General features: G+C 39.6%; 9 protein-coding genes. 5 read left to right on the top strand and 4 right to left on the bottom strand.

Annotated elements, in window-relative coordinates; all coding sequences use genetic code 11:
* Positions 1–2 precede the first annotated feature (2 nt).
* Complete coding sequence (locus tag HWV03_RS05110) at positions 3–1,322, bottom strand: hypothetical protein (protein WP_211678790.1); 1,320 nt, start codon at positions 1,320–1,322, stop codon at positions 3–5.
* Positions 1,323–1,817: 495 nt separating this feature from the next.
* Between HWV03_RS05110 and gap the strand changes: the two genes are divergently transcribed.
* Together gap and HWV03_RS05100 are read left to right on the top strand one after the other, a co-directional pair.
* Positions 1,818–2,831, top strand: a complete 1,014-nt coding sequence (gene gap / locus HWV03_RS05105; protein ID WP_211678789.1) for a type I glyceraldehyde-3-phosphate dehydrogenase — start codon at positions 1,818–1,820, stop codon at positions 2,829–2,831.
* Positions 2,832–2,914: 83 nt separating this feature from the next.
* On the top strand, positions 2,915–3,802 hold the full coding sequence (locus tag HWV03_RS05100) for a D-hexose-6-phosphate mutarotase (protein ID WP_211678788.1): 888 nt from the start codon (positions 2,915–2,917) through the stop codon (positions 3,800–3,802).
* A 73-nt stretch (positions 3,803–3,875) separates the two neighbouring features.
* Here the strand turns inward: HWV03_RS05100 and HWV03_RS05095 are convergent, their stop codons facing one another.
* Together HWV03_RS05095 and ydiJ are read right to left on the bottom strand one after the other, a co-directional pair.
* On the bottom strand, positions 3,876–5,045 hold the full coding sequence (locus HWV03_RS05095) for a hypothetical protein (protein WP_255547079.1): 1,170 nt from the start codon (positions 5,043–5,045) through the stop codon (positions 3,876–3,878).
* Between the two features lie 190 nt (positions 5,046–5,235).
* On the bottom strand, positions 5,236–8,304 hold the full coding sequence (ydiJ, locus tag HWV03_RS05090; RefSeq protein WP_211680013.1) for a D-2-hydroxyglutarate dehydrogenase YdiJ: 3,069 nt from the start codon (positions 8,302–8,304) through the stop codon (positions 5,236–5,238).
* A 324-nt stretch (positions 8,305–8,628) separates the two neighbouring features.
* On the opposite strand from ydiJ, the gene HWV03_RS05085 reads away from it, so the two are divergent.
* The 3 genes from HWV03_RS05085 (at position 8,629) to HWV03_RS05075 (ending at position 13,890) form a co-directional block, all read left to right on the top strand.
* Positions 8,629–10,470 carry an SUMF1/EgtB/PvdO family nonheme iron enzyme gene (locus HWV03_RS05085; protein WP_211678786.1) on the top strand — a complete coding sequence of 614 codons (1,842 nt, stop codon included), beginning with the start codon at positions 8,629–8,631 and terminating at the stop codon, positions 10,468–10,470.
* Between the two features lie 451 nt (positions 10,471–10,921).
* Positions 10,922–12,769: an SUMF1/EgtB/PvdO family nonheme iron enzyme gene (locus HWV03_RS05080; protein WP_211678785.1), complete on the top strand. Its 1,848-nt coding sequence runs from the start codon at positions 10,922–10,924 to the stop codon at positions 12,767–12,769.
* A 272-nt stretch (positions 12,770–13,041) separates the two neighbouring features.
* Positions 13,042–13,890, top strand: a complete 849-nt coding sequence (locus HWV03_RS05075; RefSeq protein WP_211678784.1) for a hypothetical protein — start codon at positions 13,042–13,044, stop codon at positions 13,888–13,890.
* Positions 13,891–13,977: 87 nt separating this feature from the next.
* Here HWV03_RS05075 and ppsA read toward each other — a convergent pair whose 3' ends face one another.
* On the bottom strand, positions 13,978–16,353 hold the full coding sequence (gene ppsA, locus HWV03_RS05070; RefSeq protein WP_211678783.1) for a phosphoenolpyruvate synthase: 2,376 nt from the start codon (positions 16,351–16,353) through the stop codon (positions 13,978–13,980).
* Positions 16,354–16,356 lie beyond the last annotated feature (3 nt).

Here is a 16,356-nt window from a genome sequence, read left to right as displayed (position 1 = left end):
TATTATAGCGATACAGGTTGAATTCCACGTCCTTCTAAATAAGCAGTTAATTCGTCAGGTAACTCATTATCCACTTGATAATAACAAGCACAAGCATGACGTTCGCAGCTTAATAAGATAATACTCAGTAATTCATTAAACTCATGATTCTGCCATATGCCAGCGTCACCAATCGTTAACCATTGCTGCATAATCGATAATGGCTGATTAATAACTAATCCTGTTGACTGGACCGTCGTGAAATCAATAAGCGCACGAAACGCCGCATAGTTATCTTGGCGAAGTTGATAACTGTTAATACCTTTTACAACACCACTGACCAATGCATTGTCTAATTGGCAATGCGCTAGTTCATAATCCGCCAATAACCAAGCCGTAAATGTACCTGAGTTCGCGCTATCACTCGCAAAATCAACATCGCGTAATAGCGAGACGCTGTTCTTCTCGTCATTTACAGATACTAATAACCATAAGTAAAAATCATAGCTATCACGATTAGCATCTTGCCATTCAACCGTTTGTGTTTCTTGTCGAGGCGCGGTCATACCATCATTAACATAAGCCGCTAAATATTGTGCTAAATAAGTTTGATACAGTGCGGCTGTTTCGCTCATGATTTTTAGTGTCGTTGCAAATTCGTCTTGTTCTTTCTCAACATTAAAATGACGTTGTAATTGCGCTTGTAGGGACTGTTCAGCGTCTGAGTTATCAGTAACGAAAGCAGACAAGTTAGACTGCGCGCGTGCGTACAGTTGACTCAGTAATGTATCCGTTATTGGTAATGCAGTCACAGTTGTCGGCTCCGCTACAGCGACATTAACCGATGCTAACGTGGCAGGTGGATTAAATACCCAAGTCTCACCTAACGGTTCTTCACTGCCTTGGTCAAGAATAACCAATTGATAAACACCAACAGCAAGTGGCTGCTCGAGACTAATTTGGTAGCTCTGCATCTCCATATCATGCAAATGATAAATACCATTTAATGACCATTCAATTGGTGTAAATTCACCGGTCTCAATGACAGCTCGATTTGCTCTTATTTCCCAGATCAAATCCTCGGTCACAAACTCAATAGGCAGATGCAGATCAAATTGAATCATCGCCGATTCATCCGCTATTATCACTGGTGGTAATGCATGTAGCCAAAACTGCTTAATTTCTTCTTCTAGCTTTACGTCTAATTCGTCTGTAAAACCAAAATCAGCCAGTGCTTGAGTAATTAACGTTGCAGGTAACGCTTGTTCTTCGCCATCGGCGTTTAATTCGGTACAGCTAAGGCCAATCATTTGGCCTAATTGCAGAATGTGTTGTGCTGTCATTTGACACCTTAAATAGTAAACCTAGCACCATTATACGCTATCACTATTAAGATGCGAGAATACTCCGTATAACAATAATTCAGTTAATTGGTTTTTATCTACGCTTGTCTATACTCCACTAAAGTGAATATTTGTATTATTCAAACACATGCACCTTAATTTTATCTGTCGATTTAAAAATGATACAAATAAGACACTTAGTCAGGATTTCGACAGTTACAAATGAAACCAAAAAATATTTCAGGGAAATACAGATGCCAATATAGCGGTCTATAATATCAATTTGTGATCTAGGTTATTTATCTATTGTAATAAATAGTACAAAAACACATGCGCAATTGACATAAAACAGTTAATTTTCGTAAATTTGCAACATTTTGTGATTCAACGCATACATTTTGGTATTTATTCTTGTCTTTCTATCAAAATCTTGTAAATTTACAACCAAGCAAGATTATTAATTCAAACTTACATTTAATTTAATGGATACAAGTTATGACAATTAAAGTAGCAATCAATGGTTATGGTCGAATCGGCAGAAACGTACTTCGTGCATTCTACGAAGGTGGTAAAGAGCAAGATCTAGAAATCGTTGCAATCAACGACCTAGGTGATTCAAAAATCAATGCTCACCTAACTAAATATGATACTGCACATGGTCGTTTCCCTGGTACTGTTGATTTTGATGCTGAAGCACTAATCATCAACGGCGATCGTGTTCTAACGTTCTCAGAGCGTAACCCAAAAGATCTACCTTGGGGTGAATTAGGCGTTGATGTAGTACTTGAATGTACAGGTATCTTCACAAGTAAAGAAGCTTGTCAAGCTCACTTAGATGGTGGTGCTAAAAAAGTACTAATCTCTGCTCCTGGTAAAAATGTTGACGCAACAATCGTTTATGGTGTTAACCAAGACGAATTAACAGCTGACATGACAGTTGTTTCAAACGCTTCATGTACAACTAACTGCCTAGCGCCAATTGCTAAAATCTTAAATGATAGCGTTGGTATCGTTAGCGGTATGATGACAACTATTCATGCTTACACAAATGATCAACGTCTATCTGATGTATATCACACAGATCTATACCGTGCTCGTGCTGCTGCACAAAACATGATCCCAACTGGTACTGGCGCTGCTGCTGCTGTTGGCCTAGTAGTTCCTGAACTACAAGGCAAATTCCAAGGTATGGCGGTACGTGTACCAACAATCAACGTTTCTCTAGTTGACCTTACATTTGAAGCTGGCCGTGATACTACACCAGAAGAAATCAACCAACTTATCACAGATGCAGTAGCTGCGGATCCAATCCTAGCACGCGCACTAGCTGTTAACTTAGAGCCGCTAGTTTCTAGTGACTTCAACCACGATGCACACACATCTAACTTTGATGCGACTCAAACTAAAGTTCAAGGTAAACTTGTTAAAGTTATGTCTTGGTACGACAATGAATGGGGCTTCTCTAACCGTATGTTAGATAACGCTATTCTACTTATGAGCGCTAAATAATCAAACTTGATTAATAATTCAAAGTTAATTGAATTATAATGTAAAGGCGGCCAATAGGTCGCCTTTTCTATGTTGGGGACTTTATGTCATATCGCAATACAATCACGGATCAAATTAAGTTAACTGAGCACATTCAGTTAGTCACAAGTAACGGTCTTAAATATCTTCATGTTGCACATCCAAAAGCGGCTGCACATATCAGTTTGTTTGGTGCGCATCTACTTAGCTTCACACCGACCAATTCTGCCCCTGTAATTTGGATGAGTGATAATGCTATTTTTAATGGTGTAAAAGCCATTCGAGGTGGTGTGCCTATTTGCTGGCCTTGGTTTGGTCCAGCAAAGGACAGCCCGACAGTACAGCCTCTTGCACAAACACAAGATTTCCCCTCCCACGGTTTTGCTCGAAATAATCATTGGCAATTACTTGAGAGCCAAAGCAATGATGATGCCTGCCATATCCGTTTACAACTAACAGAAAGTCCTGAAAGCAAACGATTATGGCCACATAGCTTTAACCTTATTGCTGAGTTTATTATCAGCGATACATTAACGATAAACCTCATCACCCATAACACGGGTAATGACAGTTTTGATTATGGTGGTGCATTACACAGTTATTTCCAAATATCACAACCTGATGCAGTCTCCGTTGATGGGCTAGATAATGATGCTAAAACGACTCGCACATTGGATGGCCATATTGATATCGTTTGTAAAAACCCAAGCGCAATCATTAAACTAAATGATAAACAGCATCAACATCAGATCAAGATCAAGAGCGAAGGTAACAATGCAATGGTTGTTTGGAACCCTTGGGAAGCGGGTGCAAAAGCATTTGTGGATATGCCTGATGACGGTTATCAAACTATGTTTTGTTTAGAACCCGCAATTATAGGTAAGAATGCGGTAACCGTGACGCCAGGAGCCAGCCACACACTGACAACAATTTTAAGTGTAACATCAGCATAAATACAATCTCAAGATGAGCGGATAATACATACTCTCGTGCCCATCTTGAAATAACATGGGTATAACGACACGATTAACGTTGTGCTAACGGTGTATCAACACTCCCATCAACTAATGTTCGAGCAGCAAAAATAAGGTTATCCACTTGCTGAGAAATACTGTATTTACTCATATCCTGTCCCGTTAACAAACGACCTAACTCTGCAAGTTGATTGCGTAAATGTAGGTCATTGCGTACTTTTTCTTTGTCTCGCTGTGATAGTTTCGATGCAACCGCATCTTTTATACCACTCACCTGTGATTGAAAATCCAATGAGGTTAAGTTTTCCGTGCCTAAATAGCTATTTAACGAGCTTAAGTGGTCACGGTAATTTATCACGACCCGTTCAGCCGATGTTTCAATTCTCGACTTAACCCAAATCACTTCTTTCGCAATACTGTCTGCTTGCTTTATTTTATTGTGACTCGCCGTTAATTTTTGTTGAATGGCGGTATTATCACGTGGATCGGTTTCAATTAACCGCTCTAAACTATATAAGCTATTCAGTGCTCGATTATAGCTTTCTGGAATTATTTCCTGATCGAGTAAATTAAATTCAGACGTTGGTAAACGTAATATTTTACGTTTTATTATATCAATTTCGAGCGCCTTATAATCACGCTCTAACTTAGTTTTTTGATGCTCTAAACCTAACCCAGAACCTCGATTTTCAATGAGGCTCGCAAACTGAATAGTCAAGTCTCGTAATTTTCTAAGACGTGCACTAAAGCCATTCATATCAACATTATGAATAAATTCATCATGGTCACGGATCGTCGATAGCAATGGTGCAGTGATAAGTTTAGCCTGAAATGCTTTATTCATACTCAGAACAAATAGCGCCGATTCAGTTTCAATATCTTCACTGCCCGAATTAGAAAACCAACCACCGTTATTAGGCGTATAGTTTTCATACATTTTCAATAATTTTTCACGTTTTTTAACCGCGGTTTTAAAATTAGTTGGTGAGTAATAAGCAAGATCTTGTTTATCACCACGTTGATATAAAACCTCTACTGCATTCATCGCAGCATTTACCGCATTCATTTCTTCGAGCGCCGCTTCTGACATAACAAAACTATCGGCACTATTGGTAAAATCGGCCATAGATGCACAGCCAGAAAACATACTTGTCGCCAATAAAACACCAGAGAGTTTTAGCGATAATTTAAATTGTCGTTTGATTGGTAATGTAATAGGCATGAACATCTTCCTTTTGTTCGAGACAGACTTGAATTGCAACAACAGCATACGCTGCCAATATCAAGATATGTGTCAAAAAAAAGAGAAATGCGACAATGCGTTATAAAATGGCACTTAGCTAAATACTAAAGGTGGAGAAGGTATGAGCAGCATATCATTAACAACTAATACCACTCATACTTAGTCATGACTAATTTAAAGCACCTAATAACGCTTTAACAGGATGGTTCAGCCGTACTTCATCAATCCGTTTAACCTGGCTTCGACAAGAGTACCCCGTCGCTAAGCAACGCGAAGGATCTCGTTGTGCCAAGGCATGTTTCCAACTGTGGGTGTAAATGGATTTTGATGCGGCTACGTTCTTAGCATCATGCCCATAACTTCCAGCCATGCCACAGCAACCAGTCGCAACAGTCTCTAATGCTAAACCAAAACCATTAAATACACGTTGCCACTCTTGTTCAGCCGTTGGCTTATTGGTTTTTTCAGTACAATGGGCGAATAGATAATAAGGCTGAGCATCATTACGCTTAACTAACTTACTCAAATTAGTTTGCACCTTATCGTTTAATAACCACTCTTGAATAAGCTGAACAGAGAAGTCTCCGCGTTTATCAGCCAGTGCTTGTTTGTATTCATCACGATAACAAAGCACCAATGCAGGCTCTACACCGACCATTGGGATACCTAAGGCGTGTAGCGAATTTAAAAAGTCAGCGGCCGTTTGGGCTGTTTTAGCAAATTTAGCCAAGAAGCCTTTCACATGTTGCGGTTTACCATTTGGTTTGAACGGTAATATTACTGGTTTCAAGCCCAGCTTTTCAACCAGGTTCACCAGTGATGCCACTAATTCAGCTTCATAAAAACTGGTAAACGGGTCTTGTACAATTAAGACATGCTGCGCTTTATCTTCCGCGCTTAATCGCTGTAAAAATGCCAAGTCAAAACTTTGCGCATAATGTCCACGTAATGACTCCGATAAGGTTGGTGTACTTAATAACGGAATATCAACCATGCCTATTGTATGTTTTACTGCGCTTTGCACCCAATCTTGCCCTAACCAAAAATTAAAGAAGTTCGGCATCTTAGCCATCATTGGGGTGTAGCTTTCTGAATATCCAACTGCGAAATCTTTAACAGGACGCATATAGCGGCTGTGGTATTGATCTATAAATCGCGATCTAAATTCAGGTACATCCACTTTTACAGGACATTGAACTGTACATGCTTTACATGCCAAGCAACCTTGCATCGCGTCCATGACTTCATGTGAAAAATCATAACTGCCACGCGCTTTGTTCCAGCTATTTTTTAAGCGCATAGTAAACGTCGCAACACCATTTTTCTGTACCGCTAATTGCTGACCTAGTTCTTGCTCATTCATCTCATGACAAGACAATTGACGTAACCATTCGCGCATTAAACCAGCACGGCCCTTTGGCGAATGACGACGATCGCCAGTATGCTTAAAGGAAGGACACATAGGACTTTTGGTATCATAGTTAAAACATAAACCATTACCGTTACAATCAATGGACTTTGTGAAACTTTCACGGATTGAAATGGGTATTTGACGATCAAAAGCACCGCGCTTTTTCGCATCAACAGAAACAAGCTTTGCATCGCTATTAATTGGCGTACATATTTTACCTGGATTTAAACGATTATCAGGGTCGAACGCGGCTTTAATCTTACGTAATTCAGTAAACAATTCATCACCGAAGAATTCTGGGCCGTACTCAGAACGAAAACCTCTGCCATGTTCACCCCACATCAGCCCTCTATATTTCGCAGTTAGAGCCACTACTTTATCTGATATTTCACGTAGGGTAACTTCTTGCTGAGGATCAAGCATATCGAGTGCTGGACGTACATGTAGAACGCCCGCATCAACATGCCCAAACATGCCGTAATGAAGGTTATAGCTATCTAATAAGGCTCTGAACTCAACAATATAGTCTGCAAGATTTTCAGGTGGCACGGCGGTATCTTCAGCAAACGCGAGCGGTTTAGCCTGACCTTTTGTTGCCCCGAGCAAACCAACCGCTTTTTTACGCATGCCGTATATTTTCAATACATCGCTTAACTGATCACAGACTTGATAACCAATAACACCCGCTTCGCCCGCAGCCATCAGACGGTCAAGTTCAGCCGTTAAATAGTCTATTTTTTGTTGCTGGATATCACCATCATCTTCGGCAAACTCTACAAAGTTAATACCCTGCATATCTTTATTGGGTATATCAGTGATCAGTGATTTGACTGAATGCCAAACGATGTCTTGCTTGGCTAAATTTAATACAACCGAATCAACAGTTTCTACCGACAATGCATTGGCTTTAATTAAAAATGGTGCATTACGTAGGGCAGAGTCAAAGCTGTCATATTTTACATTGACCAAACAGCGATATTTTGGAATGGGTGTTAAATTAAGTTTCGCTTCGCTAATAAATGCAAGTGATCCTTCAGAGCCACACAAGATCCGCCCTAAATCAAATTCATCCGTGCTTTTATCATAAAGGTGGACTAAATCATAGCCAGTAAGAAAACGGTTTAATGGTGGAAAGGTGTCTGCAATTTTTTGCTGCTTATGCGTAATCGTATCAATAACTTGGTGGCAAACCTTACCAAAATAATTATTATTCTGAGCTTGGTCCTGCACTTGTTCAGCAGACAAGCTTGTCGTCACCAATTCGGTGCCATCCATTAATACAGCCGAAACAGACAGTACATGGTCACTGGTTTTTCCGTATTTTAATGACCCTTGGCCAGAAGCATCCGTATTAATCATGCCACCAATAGTCGCGCGATTACTGGTTGATAAATCAGGAGAGAAAAAGAAACCATAGGGCTTAAGAAATTCGTTCAGTTGATCTTTAACAACACCAGTTTGAACTTGTACCCAACCCTCTTCAACATTGATATCAATAATATTATTCATATGTCGAGACATATCAACAATAATACCGTCAGTGAGTGACTGACCATTTGTACCTGTACCTCCACCGCGTGGAGAAAAGGTAATCGTTTTGAATTCGGCCTGTAATGACAACGTCGTCATGGTAACTAAATCTTGATGATTACGAGGTAATATTACGGCTTGTGGCAATAACTGATAAATACTGTTGTCTGTCGCAACTGCCAATCGGCTTGCATACGACCTTTCGATATCACCACTAAATTTACTTTGCGCTAACGCTGCCAAAAAAGCGAGATATTCTGATTTTACTGCATCCTGATAACTTAATACGGGGATCATCATCCATTCCCTTGTGACAATTTTCAACTAAATACAGTGTAACATGAGTGAATTAATTACTCTCCCTATAGATAAAGGCTAAATTTACCTCTCTTATAACGACAGTCCATTAGGCAAGGTATTCACCTAAAATTAACGATTTTAATGCCAACATACGTTTTATATAACATAATAGTAACATCAACTATTGTTTAGCTTGTGGTTTAAACCTTGAAAAATGCCATAAACGACATTTACTACATAACTTATACGTTGATCAAATCTGAGCTTCAATAGGGGTTACTTCATTGACATCTCAGACAAAATTATTAGGAAATATTCAAAATGCGTGTTGCTTTAAGAGCCCTTGCTGTGAGTTGTATTCTAATTAGTAATGCAACCCAAGCAACTGAAAAAGAACAACAAAACAATACAGTAGTCAATCTACAGATAGCACTTAAAAGTGTTCAGTCTGAATATGACGTATTCAACGAATTACTCGCTGTGGTGAATGACGATATAGCGATAGAGAAAAGCAAATTAACAAACATAAGAATGCAAAAAAAAATGCTTTCTCGGAACACGGAAAAAGCCTTAGCCCAAATGAATGCCCAATATCAATTAATGATTGATAACCCACTACAAGATATCACTGCATCACAAAAAAACTATCGCGCCGCAATTCAGCAACAGGAAAAATATAATCTATTAATTAAAGATTCAGTTACAACCCTAGCGCAACTCAGCAAACAATTATCCGAAAAGAATATTGAACGCATGCGGCTACTAAATCAACGTGAAACAATCAGCGAAGAGATAAACATTGCACGTATTAATCGTTTGAAAAATGAGATACAAGAAACTCAATCACAGAACATTAGCCAAAGTGTTAACTGTGATCTAGAAACGTCATTCACGAAATGTATTGATCGTAGTAACCGATTGAGTAAGCAAGAGATTTCAAAGACGTATTTAAATACAATTTTTAACTCAGTAACAGAGTCCAAACTAGTCAATCAATATAAAGCTAACTCTAGCGCTCATGTAAAACTGATAAGTCATAAAATATTAACGAGCGAATTCAGCGGGCAAGGTACTTATAACTCAACCATACGGGTAACAGTACAAGGAGTATTACCAAAAAATGAAGCCTGCAAACTATTAAACATTTCAATTCGCTATTGTGCAGCTCAAGCATCGCAAATAGTACTACCCGACATAAAAAAGAAGCTTAAAGATAATAAAGACGCGTTGTATCAACTCACTATTCGCTCTAACAAATATGATGATGAAGTATTCATTGATGGCGTGAGCTATGGTTCTAGTAAGCTTTCAGTAATGCTGCCACCAGGTGCCCACCATGTCATAATAAAAAAATCGAACTACATCGATTTTGAACAACATGTTAAATTAAAAAACAACATGATGTTAAGAGCTAAGTTAGTGAAAGCCACCGTTTTACTAAAAAATGGTCAAGCAGTACAAGACTTATTAGCTTCTGGTGAACGTGGGCCAGAATTAATTTCGGTGCCAGCTGGCAAATTAACAACATCTGTAGATAAAACAAATCACCAACCTATCAAAGCCTTCTCAGTCGGTAAGAATCCGATCACTGTCGCTGATTTTAAACGTTTTGTTAACGCCAGCAACTATATTACAACCGCAGAGTCAGGTAGTGGTTGTGTCGAATATGTTAACGGAAAAGAAACATATAATGCCAATTTAAACTGGCGCCAGCCAGGTTTTTCGCAGACTGACGAGCATCCAGTTGTCTGTATTAGCTCTACAGACACCAATGCATACTTAGCTTGGTTATCAAAAGCAACAGGTCAAAAATACCGCTTACCGAATAACGGTGAATGGGAATATGTAGCGCGAGCAGGCAGTAACGACAACTACTGGTGGGGCAATAATGCAGGAAACTCAAAAGCCAATTGCGCTTATTGTGGCAGTCAATGGTCAAATAAAAGTACCGCGCCAGTACGATCATTTAAAGCCAACAAATTTGGCCTATATGATACCGTAGGTAACGTTTGGGAACGAACCAGTGGAGATAGTTTAGTGGCAAGAGGCGGCGCTTGGAACTTCACACCAAAACTTGCTCAGGTTGATGTTCGCTTAGAACTAAGACCCAATTTTCGCGCTAATTATGTTGGCTTTAGAGCGCTACGTGAAAACGAACATTAGCAGTACGACAAGCCTCAAAAGATATTGACTCAGACATAACTTAAAACGCCCGGTGTAGTGCATCGGGCGTTTTGTATTCTAAGACCCCAGCAGATAAGAATTAACTTAATTTCCCTGATGACTTAATACGGGCTCCATCATCTATTCCCTTGTGACAATTTCAACTAAATACATTGTAACATGAGTGAATTAACTCCCTTCCCATAGATAAAGGCTAAATTTATCTCTCTAATAACGTATAAGCATTAACCTAAAACCCACTATTTTAATCGTAATATATGATTTACGTAACATAATATTAAAATCAAACTATTGTTTAACTTGCGGTTTAACGCCTTAAGAAATAATATACGTAACATTTACTACATAACTTATACGTTAGTCAGTTCTGGGCGTAGATGAGGGTTCTTTTCATTGTCATCTCAGACAACATCAATAGGAAATATTAAAAATGCGTGTTGCTTTAAGAGCCCTTGCAGCGAGTTGTATTTTGATTATGAATACAGCTCAATCCACTGAAACAAGCCAACAAAATAACACTGTAGGCAATTTACAAACAGAGCTTAAAAGTATTCAATCTGAATATGACACATTTATCACATCACTCGCTGTGATCAATGACAGTATAGCTATCGAGAATACCAAATTAGCACAAGCAAGAACGCAAAGAAAAGCACTTGTTGGACAAACAGCAAAAGCCTTGACGCAAATGAATGCGCAGTATGCATTGATGATTGATAATCCAATGCAAGACATCACCACGTCACAGAATGACTACCGCTATGCAATTCAGCAGCAGCAAAAAAATAAACAATTCATTAAAGATTCTGTTGCTACCCTAGCGCAACTCAATAAACAAGTTTCAGAGAAAAATATTGAGCGTGTTAGACTACTAAATCAACGTGAAACAATCAGTGAAGAGATAAAAATTTCACGTATAAACCGCCTGAAAAATGAGATGCAACAAGCTCACTCACTCGATATTAACCAAAGCGTTAGTTGTGATCTGCAAACTTCATTCTCAAAATGTATCACTCGTAGTAATCTATTGGGTAAGCAAAAAGCCTCAAAAACGTATTTAAATACGCTATTTAACTCAGTAACAGAAGCTAAACTAGTCAGTAAACATAAGACGAACTCTAAGGCGCATGTTAAATTATTAGGTCACAAAGTTTTAACCAGTGAATTCAGTGGTCAAGGTACTTATAGCTCAACCATACAGGTGAAAATGCAAGGCGTTTTACCAAAGAATGAGGCGTGTAAGCTGTTAAATATCTCGACTCGTTACTGCGCAGAACGATCACCGAAAATAGAACAAGCAACCGCAAAAGCGGATAACAGCGATAATAAAGGTGCGTTATATGAACTCACCATCCGTTCTAACCAATATGATGATGAAGTATTCATTGATGGCGTTAGCTATGGTTCGACCAAACTTTCAGTGATGTTATCACCAGGCCCCCACCATATCGTCGTAAAAAAACCGAACTACGTGGATTTTGAACAAAATGTTAAACTAAAAAACAACCTGATGGTAAGAGCAGAACTAATTAAAGCCTCCGTGTCATTGAAAAATGGTCAGGCTGTACAAGACTTTTTGGCCTCAGGTGAGCGCGGTCCAGAATTAATCGCTGTGCCAGCAGGCCAATTAACAGCATCAGCAGATAGCGGCATTGAACAAGTCAAAAAGCAAATTATCAAGGCTTTCTCAGTAGGTCAAAACCCTATCACTGTCGCTGATTTCAAGCGTTTTGTTAATGCCAGTAACTATACGACCGCGGCAGAATCAGGTAATGGTTGCATGGAGTACCTTGACGGTAAAGAAACATATAATGCCGACTTAAACTGGCGCCAACCTGGTTTCAAACAGACCGATGAGCATCCTGTTGTCTGTATCAATTCAGCCGATACTAACGCTTACTTAACTTGGTTATCAAAAGCAACAGGCCAAAAATACCGTTTACCTAATAATAGCGAATGGGAATATGTGGCACGTGCAGGCAGTAGCTACAACTACTGGTGGGGTAACGATGTGGGCAACTCAAAAGCCAATTGTGCTTATTGTGGCAGCCAATGGTCAAATATAGGTACCGCGCCAGTACAATCATTTAAAGCCAACAAATTTGGCCTATATGATACAGTAGGTAACGTTTGGGAACTAACCGGTGGAAATAATTTAGTGGCAAGAGGCGGCGCTTGGAACTTCACTCCAAAACTTGCTCTGGTTGATACTCGCTTAGAACTAAAACCCAATTTTCGTGCTAATTATGTTGGTTTTAGAGTGCTACGCGAAAACTAAAATCAACAGTACGACAAGCCTCAAAAGATATTGACTCAAATATCACTTAAAACGCCCAGTGTAGCACATCGGGCGTTTTGCATTTTAAGCCCCCCATAGAAAAAACCTAAATTAATCTCCCTTATAAACTCTCACCATTTTAGGGAATTAAAGTCATATTTTCACAATTTCGGTGCATGATTACCGCTATATAGGCCGATTTCCCTACTTATACGCTGGTACTATACTTGCTTAAGTATATACGACCCTAGATGGATATAAAGGTATGTAATATGAACTCACTATTAACCGCCCTGCTCAGCGGAGCACTCATTCTTTGCACCTTGATTAGCTTATGCTTCCTCTTACTGCAAATGCAGCAACAACAGCATAACCGCCGGCAGTTACAGCTCGATGGTTTAATTAAGCTCAATATCATACGTAAATTATTAACACGTATGCAGCAACATCGTGGGCTATCAAATGGAATTTTACACGGCGAAGTAGATCTAAAGGCGCGTTTAGACGCGGTAACAGAACAGATAAATCAATTAAATATAGAAATCATCGATATGTACCCTGATTTATTAGAAAATGAACGCTGGCAAGCCATGACTGACCATTGGCAACGTTTATCCATCGATTACTTCAACTTAAATATTAGGAATAATCTCGAGCAACACAACAAGTTAGTATTAAATTTACTCTATCTTATCAACGATATTGCGTTTGATAATAAGCTACATCAACTCAATAATGAGAATAGCGAATCAATCCAATTCTTATGGCAAGAGTTACTGTTTACTGCAGAAAGCATTGCACAAATACGCGCGCTAGGCACAGGAATTGCGGCAGCCAAAGTCTGTACACGCGCAGAGCGTATTCGACTTAACTATCTTTGCCAGTCGTTAGAACAAAGTATCAATATTCAAAACAATCCAGACTACTTATTAAAAATATCTCATTTGCTCAAAGTGATTGATAGTGAAATAATGATTAGTCGACCAACAATAAAAGCGGACCGTTTTTTTAATATTGCGACAGAGTCCATCGATATGATTTTAGTCCATTTTGACAATCAACTTAACAATGTCGAATATCAACTGCACACATCGACAGGCATAAATAAGTACGCGGCATAACCAATAAAAAAACCCCAAACCAGTGCTAATTAACACTAATTTGGGGCTTTTATCTATATTAAACTAAACAGGTTTAACACGCTTAATTTATTTAGCGTGTTTATCCGCTAGGTATAACCAAGTACTTAATACTGTATCAGGGTTTAACGATACGCTGTCAATACCTTGTTCAACTAACCAAGCAGCGAAGTCGTCATGATCCGATGGACCTTGACCACAAATACCAACGTATTTACCCGCTTTCTTAGCCGCTTTAATTGCCATTGATAACAGTACTTTCACCGCTTCATTACGTTCATCAAACAAATGAGAGATAATACCTGAATCACGATCCAGACCCAGTGTTAGCTGTGTTAAATCGTTTGAACCAATCGAGAAACCGTCGAAGTACTGTAGGAACTTATCAGCCAGTAATGCATTTGAAGGCAGCTCGCACATCATGATAACGCGTAAACCGTTCTCACCACGTTTCAGACCGTGTTCAGCTAATAAATCGATAACTGATGCAGCTTCGCTTAATGTACGCACGAATGGGATCATGATTTCAACATTGGTGAGTCCCATGTCATTACGAACGCGTTTAATCGCTTCTGTTTCTAGTGCGAAACAATCACGGAAATCTTCAGAGATATAACGTGATGCACCACGGAAACCTAACATTGGGTTTTCTTCTTCAGGCTCGTAACTCTCACCACCGACCAAGTTAGCGTATTCGTTTGACTTAAAGTCAGACATACGCACAATTACTTTTTTCGGGTAGAAAGCCGCAGCCAAGGTTGAAATACCTTCTTGCAGCTTAGCAATATAGAATTCAACTGGTGATGCATAACCCGCGATCATTTCATTGATTTCAGCTTGCAGCTCTGGCGATTGCTTATCAAAGTTAAGCAGCGCTTTCGGGTGAATACCGATCATACGGTTAATGATGAACTCAAGACGTGCTAGACCAACACCTTCGTTTGGTAATGCAGCAAAATCAAATGCACGATCAGGGTTACCCACATTCATCATTACTTTTACTGGAATTTCCGGTAAGTTAGCAATTTCTGAAGCCGTTTCACGGAAAGGTAAGATACCTTCGTAGATAAAACCTGTGTCGCCTTCAGCACAAGATACTGTTAGCTCTTGACCATTGACGATAAGGTCTGTCGCGTTACCACAACCAACAACAGCAGGGATACCCATTTCACGTGCAATAATTGCAGCGTGACAAGTACGCCCACCACGGTTTGTTACGATTGCAGAAGCACGTTTCATGATAGGTTCCCAATCTGGGTCTGTCATGTCTGTTACTAATACATCACCTTCTTGTACTTCATCCATTTGATCAATTGATGAAATAACTTTAGCAGGACCCGCGCCAATCTTACCGCCAATCGCACGGCCTTCTGTAACCACCCCTGATTTAGCGTCTAAGTGGAAACGTACCATAATTTGCTTATCTTCACGGCTACGTACGGTTTCTGGACGTGCTTGAACGATATAGATTTTTCCATCAATCGCATCTTTAGCCCATTCGATATCCATCGCATGCCCGTAATGTTTTTCGATGATCACAGCTTGTTTCGCCAGTTCCATTACTTCTTCATCAGTAATAGAGAATTGACGTGACTTGCTTGCTTCGACATCCACAATTTGAACTTGTTTGCCATGCCCTTCGTCAGCAGAATAGATCATTTGGATCTGTTTGCTACCGATGTTACGACGTACAACCGCAGGGTTGCCTTTAGCAAGTGTTGGTTTATGAACATAAAATTCATCAGGGTTAACAGCCCCCTGTACAACCATTTCACCAAGACCGTATGAAGAAGTAATAAATACTACATCTTCAAAACCAGACTCAGTATCAATAGAGAACATCACACCAGATGATGCTTCATCACTACGCACCATGCGTTGAATACCCGCAGATAATGCCACGCCACGGTGGTCATAACCAGAATGTACGCGATAAGAGATAGCACGGTCATTAAAGAGTGATGCAAATACGTGTTTAATTGCAACAATAATGTTGTCATAACCACGTACGTTTAAGAATGTTTCTTGCTGACCAGCAAATGATGCATCAGGCATATCTTCAGCTGTTGCCGAAGAACGTACTGCAAATGATGCTTGCTCGCCTGCTTCACCAGCTAGTACTTCATAGCTTTCAGCAATAGCGGTTTCTAATTCAGGTTGGAAAGGTGTGTCAATGATCCACTGACGAATGGTAGCACCCGCTTTAGTTAGCGCTGCAATGTCATCAACGTTGAGATCGTCAAGTAGTGCATAAATTTTATCGTTTACACCACTTTGCTCTAAAAACTGATTAAACGCATCAGCGGTAGTCGCGTAACCACCAGGAACTTGCACGCCTGCGCCAGCTAAGTTACTGATCATCTCACCTAGAGATGCGTTTTTGCCGCCAACTCGTTCTACGTCGTTCATTCCAAGTTTTTCGTACCCAATTACGTACTCTATCACGGC

Origin of the sequence: Moritella sp. 36, from assembly GCF_018219415.1 — a bacterium.
GTDB lineage: Bacteria > Pseudomonadota > Gammaproteobacteria > Enterobacterales > Moritellaceae > Moritella.
Note: the sequence above shows the minus strand (reverse complement) of the source record. Positions and strands in the feature narration are given on the sequence as shown.

Excerpts from the sequence above, each read along its gene's own strand:
- ydiJ (WP_211680013.1), bottom strand. The coding sequence starts at position 8,304 with ATGATCCCCGTATTAAGTTATCAGGATGCAGTAAAATCAGAATATCTC.
- HWV03_RS05075 (WP_211678784.1), top strand. The coding sequence starts at position 13,042 with ATGAACTCACTATTAACCGCCCTGCTCAGCGGAGCACTCATTCTTTGC.
- HWV03_RS05080 (WP_211678785.1), top strand. The coding sequence starts at position 10,922 with ATGCGTGTTGCTTTAAGAGCCCTTGCAGCGAGTTGTATTTTGATTATG.
- HWV03_RS05100 (WP_211678788.1), top strand. The coding sequence starts at position 2,915 with ATGTCATATCGCAATACAATCACGGATCAAATTAAGTTAACTGAGCAC.
- gap (WP_211678789.1), top strand. The coding sequence starts at position 1,818 with ATGACAATTAAAGTAGCAATCAATGGTTATGGTCGAATCGGCAGAAAC.
- HWV03_RS05085 (WP_211678786.1), top strand. The coding sequence starts at position 8,629 with ATGCGTGTTGCTTTAAGAGCCCTTGCTGTGAGTTGTATTCTAATTAGT.
- HWV03_RS05110 (WP_211678790.1), bottom strand. The coding sequence starts at position 1,322 with ATGACAGCACAACACATTCTGCAATTAGGCCAAATGATTGGCCTTAGC.
- HWV03_RS05095 (WP_255547079.1), bottom strand. The coding sequence starts at position 5,045 with ATGCCTATTACATTACCAATCAAACGACAATTTAAATTATCGCTAAAA.